We start from the raw sequence: 17424 nt of genomic DNA on the forward strand, positions 1-17424 counted from the left end.
GCCGTCAAACCCATCGCACCTAGCAACCGTTAAAAAAACCAGGGGACGGTCACAAATCAGTTGCCGCAGGCCCCCAATGTCCGGCGGGGGATGCGTGGTCTCGCCAGCGGGGTCAGTCTCTGTGACGCCCCGCTACGGCAGGCAGAAAAATTCTCGGGACACGGGCCATGAGCGTGGAAACGATTTCGTAGTTGATCGTCCCCGTCAGTTCGGCGAGTTCGTCCGCGCTGACGCACGCCTCACCCTGGCTGCCGAGAAGGACGACCTCGTCTCCTGCAGCGACTTCCGGGAGGCCGCCGACATCAAGCAGGGTCTGGTCCATACAGACTCGGCCCACCACCGGCACCCGCTGTCCGTGGACCACCATGTGCGCCTGCGAGGAGAGCAAACGGGTGTAGCCGTCGGCATAGCCCACCGGCACCGTGGCAATCCGCGTTGGCGCAGGGGTCGTATAGGTAGAACCGTAGCTGACGCAGAACCCCGCGGGCACATCTTTGACCTGGCTGATGCGGGCCTTGACCGTCATGGCCGGCTTGAGACGGACACCGGCATGGTCGACTTCAGCTGACGGATACAGGCCGTAGAGCATGATCCCGGCTCGGACCAGGTCGAGATGGGTGCGCGGCAGATCGATGATGGAGGCGCTATTGGCAGCGTGGCGGACGGGAATTCTGGGCAGGGAGCGGGTATCGAGGGTCTCGAGGAAGTCGGTGAAGCGCTGCCATTGCCGGGAGGCGCTGGATTTGTCCCGGCTGTCGGCGCAGGCGAAGTGGGTGAAAATGCCCTCGAGCGCGATCCCGGAGAGCTGCTGGATCGCCACGACTTCTTCCCCGGCCGCATCAAAGTCGCCGCCGAGTTCCGGCCCGGCCAGAAGTCCGAGCCGTCCCATGCCAGTGTCGACTTTGAGATGCACCTGCAACGTCTTGTCCTGGTTCCGAGCATGGCGGGCAAGCGCCCGGGCGTCGTCCAGGCCGGAAACCGTCTGGCGCAGATCCCAGGCCAGCAGTTCCGAAGCGCATTCCGGGGGCGAGGTACCCAGAACGAGGATCGGCGCCGCAATGCCGGCTTCGCGGAGTTCGATGCCTTCGGCGACCCTGGCCACTCCAAGCCAGGACGCCCCGGCTCGCAAGCTGGCCTGAGCCACTTCAACGGCGCCGTGGCCGTAGGCATTGGCCTTGACCACAGCCATGATCTGGGGCCCAAAACCGACGGCGTTGCGAATTTCGCTGATATTGTGAGCTATAGCCTCGAGATCGATCTCGGCCCATATTGGGCGGCACGACATACGCTGGCTCCCCGCTGCAAAAAAAATCGGCCCGTGAACAGCGCGAGGTATGAAAAAGCCCGGTGTCCATCGACACCGGGCTTTGATAACGCTTCCGGGTACCTACAGGACCTCGTCGATTGGCGTATAATCCAGACCGAAGGCGTCGGCAACCCCTTTGTAGGTAATTTTGCCGTTGACCATGTTGACGCCTTCCTTCAGGCCGAACACATCTTTGCAGGCTTGGCGCCAGCCCTTGTTGGCCAGATGCACGGCATAAGGCAGGGTGGCATTGGTCAGGGCCATCGTCGAAGTAACCGGGACGGCACCGGGCATATTGGCCACGCAATAATGGATAACCCCTTCGACCTCGAAGACCGGGTCGGTGTGGGTCGTGGGACGGGAGGTTTCGAAGCAACCGCCCTGGTCAATGGCAACGTCCACGAGGACCGACCCTTTCTTCATGCTCTTGAGCATCTCGCGGGTGATGAGTTTCGGAGCCTTGGCGCCGGTGACCAGAACCGCGCCGATAACAGCATCGGCATCCTGCGCCAGTTCACGCAGCAGGGCCGGGGAAGATTTCAGCGGCCGGCAATTGGCGGGCATGATCTCCGAGAGGTAGCGCAGACGATCCAGATCGAGGTCGAGGATGGTCACATCCGCACCCAGGCCGGCGGCCATCAGCGCGGCATTGGTGCCGACAATCCCGCCGCCGATAACCAGCACCTTGGCCGGAGCCACGCCAGTCACGCCGCCGAAGAGGATCCCAAGTCCGCCCATGGACCGTTCGCAGAACTTGGCGGCTTCCTGCGTCGCCATACGGCCGGCCACTTCGCTCATTGGAGTCAGCAGAGGCAGGTCATTGTGGGTGCCGACAACTGTCTCGTAAGCAATGGCGATGGAATTGGTCTTCATCAGCGCCCGAGTCAATTCTTCATCAGCGGCAAAGTGAAAGTAGGTGAAAACGATCTGGTTTTCCCGGATCAGTTCGTATTCCGAGGGCTGAGGTTCCTTGACGTGCATGACCATATCGCACTGGTCAAAAATTTCTTTCGGGGTATCAATGATCTCCGCACCAGCAGTAATATAGTCGTCATCGGAAAAGCCACTGCCCACGCCGGCATTTTTTTCCACCAGCACCGTATGGCCGTTGGCCTTCATGACTTCGACCCCGGCCGGAGTCATGCACACACGGTTTTCTTCGACCTTGATCTCTTTGAGCACACCAATACGCATCTTGCATCTCCTCCAAAAGTTTGTGGCACAATACAGCCGCTTTGCGAGGCGAGACCGGCCCTAAAGGCGGTGTCTCTCGCCGCAGCGGGTACAACCGAGTATCTGCCCAGGTTTTGTCAATACAACCGGGCGGTCCCGTCCTCGGCCCCCCGCCCCAAAAGACAGGACCCCCGACGAGCACTGCTTACTGTATGCACAAACTTTGCCAAAAAATCGGGAAATCGAGAAACGCGAAATGGAGACCGGTGAAATGGCCGGTGCCAGGAAGTGCACCCGGCAGAGATTCTGGACCAGGCAGGAGACCTCGAAAGCGCGTCCAGCAAAAGTGGTACGCAAAAGAACCACCCGCTTTAGAGCCTTTCAGGTAAATAACTTACATAATTGACATAAGCAGGAATGGTTCACAACAGAACCAGTGGTTTATTTCTGAACCAGTCCGAGTTTGTGTTTGCGCATCTTGTTCAAAAGCGCCGAATGGGAAATCCTGAGCTGCCGCGCGGCCTGACGGATGCTGGCCGTACGGTCCAGGGCCTGCTGCAGGAGTTTGCGCTCCAGGGAGTCAAGCTGATCACGCAGCCCTTCCACGGAGCAACTGGGATACACCCCCCCGGGGTCCTCCTGGCGCTGGCCGACCTCGAAGCTGAACAGGATGCACTCCTGGCTGATCTGATTGGCCCCGCCGAGAATGGCCGCACGCTCGATCACATTGCGCAGTTCGCGAATATTGCCGGGCCAGGCGTGTCCGCTGAGTTTTTCCAGCGCCCCTTTGGTCAGCAATTGGTGGCCCTTGTTCAACTTGTAGTTGAGTTGAAAGAGAAAATGCTCGGCCAGAAGCGGAATGTCTTCCAAGCGTTCCCGCAACGCCGGCAGATAGATGGGCAGGACGTTGATCCGGTAGTAGAGATCGTCGCGGAAGAGGTTGTCCCGGACCATGCTTTCAAGATTCTTGCTCGTGGCGGTCACAATACGGGCGTTGATGGGGATTTCGGCGCTGCCGCCGATACGGCGCACCCGCCGCTCCTGGATGACGCGCAACAGCTTGGCCTGGCAGTTCGGGGGCATCTCGGCGATCTCGTCGAGAAAAATCGTACCGTCCTTGGCCTTTTCAAACAGCCCCACCTTCCCCTGTTTGTCCGCTCCAGTGAAACTCCCCCCCTCATATCCGAACAATTCGCTCTCCAGGAGCTGTTCCGGCAGGGTCGCGCAGTTGATGGGCAGAAAAAGCCCGCTTAGGCCCGAGGCGTGGTGGATGGCCTGGGCAAAGAGTTCTTTGCCGGTCCCGCTTTCCCCGCGGATGCTGATGACCGCGTTCGAGCGGGCAACCTGCTTGGCAAAGGCGATGGCCGACGTGATGGCCGGACTTTTGCCGATAATATCTTCGAAGGTGATCCGGGCCGGGTCAGCGACAAAATTGGCCAGTTGTTTGATTTCCTTCATGTCCTTCATGACTTCCACAGCCCCGACGATCCGGCCGTTGGAATCCTTGAACGGCTGGGCCGAGGCAAAAAAATGGAACAGGCCGGCCGGGGTCTGACATTTGCGCGGGACATTATGGTACCGCTTGCCCCGCAAACATTCGAGCATGGACAAATCCGGCAGATTCAGCGCCTGGATCGGCCTGCCGATAATCTCCGGGTCCTTGCACCCGAAAATATTCCGGGCCACCCGGTTGGCGACGATGATCCGCCGGTGCTCGTCGATGGCCACAATCCCGTCGCTGACACTGTTGAGGATGACCTCCAGGCTCCGCTCCCGTTTTTCCTGGGGCATGGTCCGGATGGTCGAAATCTCGAGCAGGCCCGGAATCTCTTTCAATCGCCGCATGAGATCATCAGAGGAGCACAGGTCTTCGGCCTGGGTTTCGAAATAGACGAAGGTCCGATCACCGCTGGCGTCGACTTCCATGGACAGGATATTGATCGAATCCTCACCGAGCATGGCGGTGATGTCGGCGATAATGCCCACCCGATCACGGAAAATGAGCTGGAGTTTGATCATCGTTGGTCCTCTTCCTTCCTGCAGGGCTGCAACCGGGCCGGCCGTGAGTCCCTTCCCGGGCCGGGCTGACCTGAGCACACACGTCACACCGTGACTGTTTCCGCAGATTCAACCACAGTCTGTCCTGGAAGTCCGCAGGTTGGGTGCTAGCCCTCAGAGTCGTCATGCCGGCCGGGAGAGGCGCTGCAGTTCCTGCTCCATCAAGGCCCCCATATCCAGCGGTTCCCCCTTCTCCGGGGCCCGCTCCAGCACCAGCGCCCCTGTAGGGCAATTATTCACGCAAACCCCGCAACCCATGCATTTCTCAGCATCGACCGTTACCGTCCCTGCCACATTCTCGACAATGGCCGCAAACTGGCACTTCCGGACGCATTGGCCGCATTGGGTGCAGGCGCTGTCCTCCGCCACACGGCAGATATAGCCGGAAGAGGCCAGCATGGGCACACCATTGCGCTGGGCCTGCATTGCCCCGCAACAACAGGAGCAACAATTGCAGATGGCGTAAAATCGCCCCATCATCGCCTCCTTGAAAAAGGCGTGATGGACGTGGCCGCGCCGGTCTTCGCCCTCAAGGATCTCCAGTGCTTCCTCCTGGCTGATCATACGGGCCCGGTCCGGATGGTGTTCGGTGATGAATCCGGCGAACGGCTCCCCGACGATCAGGCAGACATCCAGGGGTTCGCAGGGGTCCTGGCGGGACGCCCGACACGGGCAGCGAAGCACCGCGATGTGCTCTGGATCGCGCAGAACGATATCCCGGGCTGTGGTGTAGGGAATGATCCGTTCCAAATTCCGGATCTCGAGATCGCGCTGGACGCTGACCAACCTCTGGGCGTTGTCCAATGGCACGACCTTGCCGTGGTAGCTGTCGGCAAAGGATTTCGCGCCCGCGGATGGACCGCTGTCCGGATTTCTCGGCTCCCACAGCCCGAGACGTTGGCACAACCAGCGCAAAGGCGGCAAAACCGCCTTGGTCAATGGATGCTCCCCGGTCCCGAGCCCGATATACAAATACGGCCAGCGGCCGTAGACGTAGCCGTGCAGCCATTCACGGAGTTGAAAGTGCGGCTCACGCCTGGCTTCGCGCCAAAAACGGCGTGTCGACGGCAAAATTCCCCAGCGTCGTCCTCCTCGCATATCTGCCCCTGAAACGTTTGAGACGCTCAGCGTCCCGGATTTTCATTCTGACCTCTTGCAGTGCAGGCAGATATACGCAAAAACCGATCCTGAATAAAGGGGATTGTCCTCGCAATTGGTTGCTCCAGGTGCCGCTCAGACCACGTTGAAAAAATCGATCCCCACGCCGCCTGCAAACAGGCCTATCTGGAGCGAACCTTGGTATCTCGCGGCCCGTTGCGCCTCGCAAGAGGCACCGCAGGACGTCTCCCTGGGCACGCATTTGCCTTGCCGGTGTCTTCTCATTGAACATGTGTCAACGGCACTCTCCCTCGCTCTTTACCCTGCGACACCTGAGACAGGTGAGACACTTTTTTTGACCGGGCCGTCCTGCTGTGGCAAAGAGGCCCTCCCCAAGGAAAACCCCGTTGGCTGATTACTGCACCAGGCGTCTCTGACAGCCTGTTCAAAAATCCCAACACCCTGCGGCCCAAAATCCAGGTCGCAACCTGCCAATCCGGCTGCAACAGGTGGTCGCTTTTGTGCCGCAGGACCACCAGTGGCGATTGAAACCACGTATTCAGACGCGCAAGGAGTTCCCATGTCCACACCCCTTCACGTCGGGCTGATCCAGATGGAAATCAGCCCTGAGACGCAGACCAATATCGATACCCTCGAAGCCAAGGCCGAAGCCCTGTGCAACGACCCGCGTCGCCCGCAGCTGATCATCGGCGTCGAGTTCGGCATCGCCCCGCACCATATCGAAGATCCTGAGGGACCGGCCATGCAGCGTCTCTCCCGGCTCGCTGCCCGGCTCGGGGTCTGGCTGGTGCCGGGGAGTCTGAAACTGGCCGAACCCGGTGGCGGCTTCAGTAACGCCGCACCGGTCTTCGCCCCAGACGGCCGACTCGCTGGGACCTACAAGAAAATGGTCCCCTGGGACACTGATTTGGAAAAAGGCACCCTGCCGGGCCGGGACTATCTCGTTTTTGACATCGAAAAACCCCAGGTCCGCTTCGGCCTGCAGATCTGCTTCGACGCCGACTTTCCGGAAATAAGCCGCACCCTGACCCTCATGGGCGCCGAGGTCCTCATCCAGCTCTCAATGGATCCCGACAGCATTCCGGACAGCTACCAGCACATCAAATACGCCCGGGCCATCGAAAACCAGGCCTACTATATCTACATGAACGGGGCCTGCGACTACGGCCACTACCACCTTGCCGGCGGTTCCCTGGTGGTCTCTCCCGAGGGGCAACGGATCTTCGAGGCCGGTGAGCGACCCACTGCGACCATCGTCAGTCTGGATCTGGACCGCCTGCGGCATTGCCGTGCAGCCGGCAGTTGGGACCAAGTCGCCCAACTCCAGGCCCTGTATGACCACGCACCGTCCCAGCCACTGGCTGGCAACGAACAGGCCGGAGCCCTGTTCCAGCGCCCTCCGTTTGGCGGAACACAAAAATAACGTATCTGCCAATGGACCTGACCACTCAGGCAGGGGCGAGGTCCTGACTTCGGTTCAGCAGCCCACAACAAGATTTCCGGAGCGTGCGCGCTCCGTCTTGAGGCAGCTAACCAGATCCGAACAACGGCGGGTACGTGGTGTCTCCTCACGGGTGGGGCGGTCTGCATGTTCGCCATATTCGGCGCGTTTGCCGTCATTGCCCGGCCCGCGGCATGGCCAGTACGTCACATGCCTCTGTTACCGGGCTATCCAGCAAAACTGCCCCAGTTGCCGCAGGCATCTTCTCCCGGGCCCTGCCTGAAAACGCAAAAAAGCCCGCTTCCCAAGGGAAGCGGGCTTTGCGAAGCGTATGGAAAACCCGGGTCTACCAGCGGGGACGCTGGGGACGGGGCCGGGCTTCATTGACTTTCAATGTCCGCCCGCCAAAATCCTGGCCATCAAGGTTTTCAATGGCCTGCTCGCCACCATCGCTCATCTCTACGAAACCGAAGCCACGGGGGCGACCGGTCTCACGGTCCTCGATCAATTTTACGGAAGTTACTTCACCGTAGGCGCCGAAAGCAGAGCGGACTTCGTCTTCGGTGGCGGAAAAGGGCAGATTGCCGACATAGATGTTCTTCGACATGGACAAATTCTCCAAAAAAATAAAATAATGCGAAACTGGCGCCGCAGCGCCCCACGTAAAAAGGAAGCTTGTACAAGTTGCGCACGAAGCTCCCTGCCAACCATGTTGTTTCCAACCCAGCGCCGGCCAACAAACAACCGCCCCTTTCGGGATGCGCTGAAATCACAAATTCTGCTTTTCAAGCGCAGAAGTCAAGAACTTTCTTGGCCAAACAGGCAAAAAAATTTGATCAGGCATTTCACTAGGCTTGCAGCACCAGCCCAGCCATCCCCGTAGCGCGAGGCCTGAGGCCAGAGCACAGCCAACGGAAAACTGGATACCACCGCCATCCAAATCGGGGTCGGAATCGATTCTTTTCCTGCCGATGGAAATATGGGCTTCCGCACTGCTCCCCGTCAGACGCCCCCGCCTTCGTCCTCTTCCAATCCCTGAATATCCAAATTCTTCAATTCCTCAATCGTTCCAGGCACCTGAATGGACGGACGATCTCCCGACTCTCCCCGTCAAACGCCCCCGCCTTCCTCCTCTTCCAATCCCTCAATACCTAAATTCTTCAATTCCTCAATCATTCCAAGCTATTGCAGCCGAAAAATACGATTTCACTTCGATTTCGATAGCGATCCCGATAGCGATTCCGGCCCTGATGCGAACGGCCCACTACCAGCCTCAATGCTCCTTCACATGGGTAAAGCGCACCTCAGGCCAATCTTCCTCAGCTTTTTCCAGCCGCCAACGGGTGGGAAAAAACAGCGCCGGTGCGCCCTGGGCGTCTTCCACCAGAGAATTGTGGTACTTCTTGCGCACTTCCTGGAGTTGCTTCTTGTTTTCCGATTCCACCCAGCGCACGGCGTAGATCTGGACCGGCTCGTAGGTCGCCTCGACCCCGTACTCGGTTTTCAGCCGCCCGGCGGTGATATCGAACTGCAGGGCGCCAATGGCCCCAAGAATAAACTCCCGCCCGGTGATGGGCCGGAAAAACTGGATCGCCCCCTCTTCAGCCAGCTGGGCCAGCCCTTTTTCCAACTGCTTGGACTTCAGGGGGTTCTTGAGGATAACCCGCTGGAAAAACTCCGGGGCAAAATTCGGGATACCCAGAAATTTCAGCTCTTCCTTGCTCGTCAGGGTGTCGCCGATCTTGAGCGTGCCGTGGTTGGGAAGTCCGACAATGTCCCCGGGCCACGCCTCCTCGGCTCCGGCCCGGTCCCGAGCCATGAAGATGATCGCGTTGCCGAGCTGCATATTCTTTTTCAGCCGGTGGTGCCGCACCCGCATACCGCGTTCGAATTTCCCGGAGCAGATACGCATGAACGCGATCCGGTCTCGATGGTCGGGATCCATATTGGCCTGGATCTTAAAGACCACACCAGAGAATTCCGGCTCTTCAGGGGCAACCATTCGGGTCTCGGCCTCCCGCGCTTTGGGCGCCGGCGCCAAGCGAACAAAATTGTCCAGCAGTTCCTGGACCCCGAAGTTGTTGACCGCGCTGCCGAAAAAGACCGGGGTCTGTTTTCCGGCCAAGTAGGCCTCGTGGTCAAAGGGATACCCGGCGCCGCTCAGAAGTTCGACATCTTCCCGGAGTTCATTGGCGGCGGTCTCTCCAAGGAGTCTGTCAAGCTCCTCGCTCTCGAGATCCTTGACCACCGTGGCCTCCCTCGGGCGGGCGCCTTTGTTCTCCGCGGTCTCAAAAAACCGCAACTCGCCGTTGATGAGATCGTAGACCCCCTGAAAACGCTTGCCCATGCCAATGGGCCACGTCATGGGCACGGCCTGGATGCCGAGTTTGTCTTCGATTTCGTCGAGAAGTTCCAGCGGTTCGCGGCCGTCGCGGTCGAGCTTGTTGATAAACGTCATGATCGGAATGGACCGCATGCGGCAGACCTGCATCAGCTTTTCGGTCTGGCTCTCGACGCCCTTGACGCTGTCAATGACCATCAAGGCTGAGTCCACAGCGGTCAGCACCCTGTAGGTGTCCTCGGAAAAGTCTTGGTGGCCGGGGGTGTCGAGGAGATTGAGTTCGCAATCACCGTATTCGAACTTCATGACCGATGAGGTCACGGAAATACCGCGGTCCTGCTCGACCTTCATCCAGTCCGACCGGGCGTGACGGGTGGCCTTCTTGGCCTTGACCGCGCCAGCCTGCTGAATGGCTCCGCCAAAGAGGAGGAACTTTTCGGTCAACGTGGTCTTCCCGGCGTCCGGGTGGCTGATAATGCCGAAGGTCCGCCGCTGCCGGACTTCGCGCTGCAGTTGTCGTGCAAAATGGGAATCGCTCATACAAATCCGTGGTTATGGCAAAAAATGGGTTTTCTGACTGTTCAAAATCACCGTCTCGCCCCGCCTGCTATAAACTCCCAAGGCATAGCGCCTACCTCTTCGAGAACGGGGCGTCTTTGATCGCTCCCAAAGGGAGGCAACCTTGGGCCGCCATACTTCCCTTGGAAAAGGGCCACCGGCTTGCCGTCCGCCTGTTCCTGCCCCAAACGTTCCCGCTCACTGCGCAAACGGTGTATGCCGGAACAAAAGCGGTCGCGCCGCAGCATCGAAGCAAAGGAATCAAGAAAGAAATCAGGCGGGACAATGGGTAGAGCGAGGGCGATCTCGCGCTTTCGTGCCCTTGAAAGAAACAGGATTTCATATCTGAGAAATCGGCCTTTCGCAAGCGATTGCTCCTGCCACCACGTTTCACGCCCGGGACGAGGCAGTGGAACACCTTGTTTCCACAGCGTCCAGAGTGTAATGTCCCGGCGCATGGGCACCTCACAACCCAATGACGCCGGCCACAATCTCCTGCTCAACCTCCGTCAGGTCCTGAACCGATTCCCCCAAGGACTGGGTCTTGCCCCCCAGCACTTGGCTGTTCTGGGCTGGTTGCGGCATTGGGAGGAACAGACCGCCCGGCAAACCATCACCGACCGCGAACTCTCCATCCAGATCAGTCGCGCTGTGGACTTGCTCGGACTTGGCGACGAGGCCTCGGCCCCCAAGACCATCATCGAGCGCTTGATGCATTTCCGCCTTTTGCGCAACGCCATCAGCCAAAGCGCCCGGCACGAATACTGCCTGACCCGCCTGGGACGCAATCTCGCCCGCGACCTGCTTGAGGAAGTCCAGTTCGGCACCGAAGATCTCTGCGCGCTGATCAATTACGCCTTCACCGGTCTCAAGGAAATCACCAGCCGCCGCGACCAGTCCGATCTGCCCCACTTCTTGGCCTACCAATTCCTCGGCGCCAACAGGGAAGCCATCGAATACAAGCTCCAGGGCATTGAAGAAGGGATTTTGACTCTGGAAAAGCGGATCAAGGAACTCGCTGGCGGCAAGGACCAGGAAGCACTGGACCAGGCCGTTCAGGCCATCCAGGCCAACCGCGCCTATGTCGAGGAACTTGTGGCCGCCATCCAGGAAGGGTCGTCATTTCTTCCTCTGCAGCGCCTTTTGACCGAATGCCGCGAAGCGCACCTGAACGAGCCCCACTTGCTGGCGCTTGTCGATCGCAGTCTCGATTTCCTGCACGGCATCAGCGAACAGGTCGACCAACTCCTGGTCCACGTTGTGGATTTCATCCACCAATGCTTGAACTACCAGACGATCATCGGTTCTCTGTCCACTCGGGATCGTCTTTGCGCCCTGCAACAGGCGTTGCTCAAACAAGCCCTCAACCACCCGGCCCATATGCCGACCCTCGCCACCCCCCGGTGCAAGACCCTGGCCATGGATTGGTCGGCCGAAGCCCAGAACCGCCCCGCGTATGCGGACCAACACGCCTTGCAGGCCCTGTCTGACTTCGTGCCCCAAGAGGTTCGCCGCCAGGACGCACCCTGGAAAGAGGCGTTTGTGGACCACGCCCGCTCCCAATGGCGCGCCGTTTCCGCCAGCGGCGTCGATCTGGCTTCGTGGTTACAAGAACTCCTGGCCCCATTCCCCGATGCCGACCAGTTCCCGTTGCTCGGTCTGTGGTATCTCCTGCAGGACTGGCCCCAATGGGAGCCGCCAGTCCGGGTGCGGTTTGAAGACGGCCCCTGGAGCGCGCTCACTCCCGCCTGCCGGCTGATGCCGGTGCGTTTGCTGCCCGGTGAGGCGAACCGGCCCGCAACAGATACCGACCCCCTTTCACGCCAGCGCGAGGAGACGCGTTCGCATGCATGACCATTCCCCTTCTCAGGACGTCCCGGAGACCATCGATGCACTCCTGGACCACAATGCCTCCCTGGCGCGGTCCATTGTGCACAAGCTCCAGGCCGGGGTGTGCCTTGACGCACATTTGGGCAGTGAATTCAGATACCTGGAATGGAACCTGGAATTATGGCGCGAATTTTTCAGCCGCCTGGGTTACGCGTTGCATCGCAGCGAGCTCGGGGGGGAACCCTTTTATTACCTCACCCCCCAGGCCGCGGTCGTGTCCACCAGCCGTCTCGGCCGCGGGAGCACGTTTCTCGGCCTCTACCTTTCCTGGTATTTCATGAGCCAGGGCATGGAACGCATGGACCATGTCCCAGCCCGTGAACTCGCAGAGACCCTGACCGCCAGCTTTGATTTCACCATGCTCATCACGGTCTTCAACCCCATCCAGAAAGGCAAGACTCGGCAGCGTCAGGAAAGCCGCAAGCAGTTTGAAAATCTCAAGGGGTGGCTGCGTACTGGACTGAACGAGCTGCACCGCCTGCGCTACATCCAGCTCGGTCCCACCCAGCGCACCCAATGGGAGGAACTGATGGTCTACCGCCTTCCCGGGCTGCAACGCTTCTGGGATTTGGCCCGTGACGCCCTGGCCCTTGGCGAATCCCCTGAAACTGTCGATTTGAGCACCTCGATCTCCAGGGTCTGGAACGCCTTTGAACCCGAAGCGGAAGCGGAAACAGAAGACGAGACGGACAGCCCCCTTGCCGATGCGGACCTGCCAGGCGAGGACGAAGGAAACAGCCATGCCCCTGCCTGACGAGTTTTTCGCCCTGGAGGAAATCACCGCCCAGCGTTTGTTCCTGGTCGGCTACCACCTCTTCCCGGCCACGGAAATGGTGCTGCATCCGCGCATGACCGTGCTCTCCGGAAATAATGCTGTCGGCAAGACGACCATCCTCGACGCTTTGCAGACCATTTTCGTCTGTCATCTCAAACATATCCATCTCAACGTCGCTTCAGGGCACAGTACCCGCAACCTGACCGGCCAATTGGGCGGTCCGGTGGCCTGGGCCTGCGTGGAGATCACCGGTCACGAGGTCGTCCAGGGCATCGGCGTGCGGTTACGCCAAAAACCTGGCGGAGAGGGTGTGGAACTCTCCCCTTTTGTGCTCCACCACCTCGCGCCTGGCCTGGAATTGTTCCTGGACCAGGAATCCGGCTACATCACTCCCGATATGCAGCACCTTGGCCAGCGTGTGCTCAAAACAGCTCCCACGCCAGCAGCCCAGGTCCAGCCCTTCGATTCCGTGGACAACTACCACCGCTTCCTGCACCGCGAAGGGCTCTTTCCCATCGATCTCAGCGGCTCTGGCAAGAGCCATTTCGCCGACCTCTGGCGCCAGGTCAGCCAGCCACGGCTGGATAAGTTACGGCAATTCCTGGAATACATGCTCTGCCCGCCAAGCCAGACCAAAAAACTCGGCTTCGACACCGTGGACCGGCTCATCAAGGACCGCCAGCGCATTGAACGGCTCTTACAACGGCTTGAACATTTCCGGGCCCTGCGCCAGGAACTTGAAGACCAGACCCAGCGCCTGGACCAGGCCCGGTTCACCGCCCTGGCTCTCGGGGTCTCTCTGGCCGACGCCCGCATCCACACCACCCGGCTCCGGCTACAGACCGCCAGAAACCGGGAACAGGAGATCGCCCAGGAATTGCACCGCCTGGACAGCGACATTGCCGCGCGGACCGAAGAGCTCCAGACCACCCGCCAGGAGCGCGACAAATACCTCGGACAACAGACTGACCTGAACACCAAATACCGCCACTACACCGAGTACCAAAAGGCCTTGCAGGCTGTGCCCCCCTTGCGCCAGCAACAAACCGAGATCGCCAGCCAATCTAGCGAGGCCGAGGAAAAATTGCGTGGGGTGGAAACCGAATTGGAGACCGCGGCTGAACAGCTCCAGGCATTGCAGCAGGATATTGCCGTGGCCCGAGAGCGGGAAAAGCAGCTGCGGCAAGAAGCCCAGGCGTGGCACGACCTGCAGGTCCAGCTCCAAAAATGGGAGGAGCAGTTCCAGCCCGCCATCGGCTCACGCCGGGAACTGAACACCGTCTGGAACCAGTTCCAGGACACCTGGAGTCAGTACAAATCCCTGCCGAGCAAAAAACGGGAACTCGCCAGCCTGGAAAAACGCAAAAACGAGCACCAACGCGCCCTGCAAACGGCCCAGACGCTTCGCAGCACAGCCCCGGAACTCGATGACACGGAAATGGACCACTCCCGGCTCGAACAACGGCTCTCCGAATGGAAAGATGAGCATTACGCCCTGTGGGAACGCCAACACGTGGACCGGGAGCGGAAAACCGAACTCCAGACCCAATGGGAGCAGCTGGCCAAAGGACGTCCGCCCCTGCCTGAGAGTGCCGCGCGCCTGGTGGAGGACGGGCTGGCCGTCCCCTTTGCCAACCGCTTCGAACACATGGCCCTGGAAGAGGCCGCCGACTGGCAACACCGACTCGGCCCCTTGGCCCAGGCCCTGGAACCCGCCTCCGGCACGGCTCCCACAGATCTGGCCCGCGGCGACAAACCGTTTTTTCTCATTCCGGAGGCTGGCGCTCCGGATGCCGCGCAATGGGAATGGCTGGCCCAAACAGATGAGGGGGTGCTTGCCGGACGCGCCGGTCTGGCCTGGTATACCCCGCAAGGTCCGGTCTGGCTCGGGGCGCAGGCCAGGGCGCAGCAGATGCAGAGCTTGCAGGAGGCGCTGCAACGCTTTGAAACCCATCTGGCCCAACAAGAACAACAAATCCAGGCCTTGCAGACCAAACAGAATCTGGCTGCGGATCTGCTCCACCGCTTCGCCGCTTACACCGATACCGAAAGTCCGGGCGCCCACTCGCGTCTGGCCCAAGAAGTCGCCGAACTCGAAGCCCAGGGTCCCTCACTCAAACAGCAGCAACGGCTTTTGCAGACCCTGCTGCACCAGGCCCACGCCTTTGATTTTCAGCACGCTCCGGGAGAACTTGATAAGGTCAGCACCAGGCGCCAGCAGGCCGAGTCCGAAAAACAGACGCTTCAGACCAGACAGCGCGAGCTCACGGCCACTCGGAAAACCCTGCAGGAAACCCTGACCCGGCTCCAGGAACAGCAACACGACCTCCAACGCCAGGAAAACGGCTGGGAATCCAAATGCGAGGCCCTGCGCCAGGAAGAGCCCCTGGATGTCCTCGAGGGCCGGATGGATTTCAGCCGTGCCGAAGCCCTGCAAGACCACATTCAAAGCCTGGAACAAAAGGCGCAGCACCTGGAAACCAAGCTGGATGGGGACAAAGACACCCGTGGCGGACTCAAACGCGAAGCCGCAGAGCTCAGCCAAACCGCGGCCACCGCATCGCGGGACCTGGAAAACGCCCAAGCGGAAGCCGCTCAGGCCAAAGAGGCCTTTATCGCCCAGTATCCGGACCACGATCTGCCCAACTTGGAGGGCCAGAACGAAAACGACCGACTCAAGGCGGCCGCGGCCTGGGAACAGCTCCGGCACGCTCTCACCCGACGTTTGCAGGACCTCGCCCGGCAGTACGAACTCACCCTGCCCCAGGACCAGGAACCCGACCAATGGACAGCCTATCTCCTGGAAAATCTCATGCCTGTCGACATCGACCTCACCAACCAGGAGGACAAACTCAAGGAACTGCGCGGCGAACTCAAAGGGGTCGAAGAACAAATCCGAACCTATGTCGAACAGATTCGCAAACATGTAGACCAGGAAATCGGATATCTCGACCGCCGACTGCATCGGGTCAACGCCATTTTGGAGAGCATGCACTTCGGCAAGATCGCCCGCATCCGTCTCAAGCGTCAGAACCTGCCAGCCTATGAAGGGCTCAAGAACCTGCGCGGTGCCCAACTCAGCCTGCTGCAAATGGGCCAGGAGATCTCCCTGCAGGATTTTGTCCAGCAGATCCGGCAGACCATTTACCGCCACGGCAAGACCAGCCTGAGTGAGGACCAGATCCTGGATTATCGCAGCTATATCCGACTGACCTGGGATATCGAGGACGAAGAGGGCAATCGTCGCGACAGCAGTTTTTCCGGAGGCGAAGGACTGGGCATCAATCTAGCCATCTGCCTCAGTCTGTTGTTCTATTTTGGCCAGGAGCAGGGGGCCAGCCGGGGGCAGGGCGTCTTGCTCATGGCCCTTGACGAGGCCGAACGCCTGGACAATCAGGCCATGGGCACCATCCGCCGCTTGCTGGACCAGGTGGCCTGCCAATTGGTGGTCGCGTTGCCGCGGACCATCGAAGTCCCCTCTTCAGTCTGCCACATGCTCACGCCCCTGCCCCAAGGTGTGACCCATATTTCAGTCTACCACGCTGAACAGGAGCATGGAGCATGAACGAGGACATCTTGCCCCTGTGCCTGGCCTGGCAGCGGTTGCTGACCGAAGGCAGTGCTCCGGTCCATCCGGCCCTGGAAGGGCTCATTCAGGCCGGCTACGCCCACACGGCCAAGGGCAAGGTCCAACTCGACGAACCCGAGGCCCTCGCGGAACTGATGAACCAGCATTGCCGTCAGCCGCTGGACCGGCAAAAGCAGGCCGAAAACGCGGCTGCCGCTCTCGGGCTCGAAATCTCCGTCACCGCCCACGCCGACGACTGCCTGACCCTGCTCAGCGTGCTGGAAGACGCACCACCTGACGCGCACACCCAGCAACAGCTCAGTGCGTCCTGCTTCGGGGATTCCAAATACATTGCCCGCACTGCGATTTTAAAACGGATCTGGCAACAGTGGCTGCGCAGCCAGGGCGCCCGCGGTGAACTGCGACTCAAAGCCTTCAGCCCCCTGCCCCAGCACTCCAGCGGGCTTGATCTGGCTGCAGTGACCGCCTCACTGGGCAGCGCCGTACTGGACGCATCGGTGGCCAGAGGCCCCGAAAATTTTGATCTGCGCGGCCTGGACCGGGTGCTGACCTGTGAAAACCTGACCCCGTTTCGCCAACTCACGCTGGACAGCGGCCTGCTTATCTATTCCCAGGGCTTCGCCTCGCGCTCCCTTGCTGCTTGGTTGGCCGCGTTGCCACAGGAATGCGTCTGGGACCATTTCGGCGATCTGGATCCCGCCGGCCTGGCCATCTTCGAGGACCTGGTGCACAAAAGCGGACGCCAGGGGCGCTTTTGTCCCTCTCCCCGGGCTCTTGAACACCTGCGGGAGCATCTACCGCAATGGCGCGCCCACCAGGCGTTCCAGCCGGATCGCTATGCGACTGCCGAAGTTCGGGATCTGGCTTACCAAGCCGCTGCCCTCGGCACGGCTGTGGAACAGGAAAGCCTGCTCGCCGCCTGCGCCCGGAGCGGGGTCGATTTGGCGGCCATCGGCCTGAACGGGGCCTCTTGGGCGGGATGAAGGAAAGAAGTGTTGCGTTTCAGGTTTGAAGTAGCAATAAAGATTGGAGAAATTGAGGGATCGAGGAATTGAAGAAGGGAAAGACAGGAAAAAACAAAACAGCACATCTCTCCACCTCGGGATCGGGATCGAAATCGATCTTTCAGTTATCTGGTATCTGGAATCAGGGATCAGGTGACACGGCAAGAAAA

At 60.0% G+C, this 17424-nt stretch carries 11 protein-coding genes; 5 read left to right on the plus strand and 6 right to left on the minus strand.

Annotated features, from left to right (window positions below):
* Window positions 1-112 precede the first annotated feature (112 nt).
* The 4 genes from alr to DRET_RS07430 form a co-directional block, all read right to left on the minus strand.
* Window positions 113-1285: an alanine racemase gene (alr, locus tag DRET_RS07415; RefSeq protein WP_015751917.1), complete on the minus strand. Its 1173-nt coding sequence runs from the start codon at window positions 1283-1285 to the stop codon at window positions 113-115.
* Window positions 1286-1387: 102 nt separating this feature from the next.
* Window positions 1388-2500 carry an alanine dehydrogenase gene (gene ald, locus DRET_RS07420; protein WP_015751918.1) on the minus strand — a complete coding sequence of 371 codons (1113 nt, stop codon included), beginning with the start codon at window positions 2498-2500 and terminating at the stop codon, window positions 1388-1390.
* A gap of 420 nt (window positions 2501-2920) precedes the next feature.
* The gene (locus DRET_RS07425) at window positions 2921-4498 is read right to left on the minus strand and encodes a sigma 54-interacting transcriptional regulator (RefSeq protein WP_015751919.1); all 1578 of its coding nucleotides are present in this window, start codon (window positions 4496-4498) and stop codon (window positions 2921-2923) included.
* Window positions 4499-4660: 162 nt separating this feature from the next.
* The gene (locus DRET_RS07430) at window positions 4661-5635 is read right to left on the minus strand and encodes an ATP-binding protein (RefSeq protein WP_015751920.1); all 975 of its coding nucleotides are present in this window, start codon (window positions 5633-5635) and stop codon (window positions 4661-4663) included.
* Window positions 5636-6215: 580 nt separating this feature from the next.
* On the opposite strand from DRET_RS07430, the gene DRET_RS07435 reads away from it, so the two are divergent.
* Complete coding sequence (locus DRET_RS07435; protein ID WP_015751921.1) at window positions 6216-7079, plus strand: carbon-nitrogen hydrolase family protein; 864 nt, start codon at window positions 6216-6218, stop codon at window positions 7077-7079.
* Between the two features lie 364 nt (window positions 7080-7443).
* On the opposite strand, the gene DRET_RS07440 is transcribed toward DRET_RS07435, so the two are convergent.
* Window positions 7444-7704, minus strand: coding sequence for an RNA recognition motif domain-containing protein (locus tag DRET_RS07440; protein ID WP_015751922.1), 261 nt, complete (start codon window positions 7702-7704; stop codon window positions 7444-7446).
* A 666-nt stretch (window positions 7705-8370) separates the two neighbouring features.
* Complete coding sequence (locus DRET_RS07445) at window positions 8371-9978, minus strand: peptide chain release factor 3 (RefSeq protein WP_015751923.1); 1608 nt, start codon at window positions 9976-9978, stop codon at window positions 8371-8373.
* A 474-nt stretch (window positions 9979-10452) separates the two neighbouring features.
* Between DRET_RS07445 and DRET_RS07455 the strand changes: the two genes are divergently transcribed.
* The 4 genes from DRET_RS07455 to DRET_RS07470 are packed head-to-tail and all read left to right on the plus strand — an operon-like array spanning window position 10453 to window position 17233.
* Window positions 10453-11850: a hypothetical protein gene (locus DRET_RS07455; RefSeq protein ID WP_041281947.1), complete on the plus strand. Its 1398-nt coding sequence runs from the start codon at window positions 10453-10455 to the stop codon at window positions 11848-11850.
* The gene (locus DRET_RS07460; RefSeq protein ID WP_015751925.1) at window positions 11843-12640 is read left to right on the plus strand and encodes a condensin complex protein MksE; all 798 of its coding nucleotides are present in this window, start codon (window positions 11843-11845) and stop codon (window positions 12638-12640) included. The genes DRET_RS07455 and DRET_RS07460 overlap by 8 nt, the downstream gene beginning before the upstream one ends.
* Window positions 12627-16226, plus strand: a complete 3600-nt coding sequence (locus DRET_RS07465) for an SbcC/MukB-like Walker B domain-containing protein (RefSeq protein ID WP_015751926.1) — start codon at window positions 12627-12629, stop codon at window positions 16224-16226. Before DRET_RS07460 ends, DRET_RS07465 begins: the two co-directional genes overlap by 14 nt.
* The gene (locus tag DRET_RS07470; RefSeq protein ID WP_015751927.1) at window positions 16223-17233 is read left to right on the plus strand and encodes a Wadjet anti-phage system protein JetD domain-containing protein; all 1011 of its coding nucleotides are present in this window, start codon (window positions 16223-16225) and stop codon (window positions 17231-17233) included. Before DRET_RS07465 ends, DRET_RS07470 begins: the two co-directional genes overlap by 4 nt.
* The last annotated feature ends 191 nt before the right edge of the window (window positions 17234-17424 follow it).

The organism is Desulfohalobium retbaense DSM 5692 (assembly GCF_000024325.1).
Lineage (GTDB): Bacteria > Desulfobacterota > Desulfovibrionia > Desulfovibrionales > Desulfohalobiaceae > Desulfohalobium > Desulfohalobium retbaense.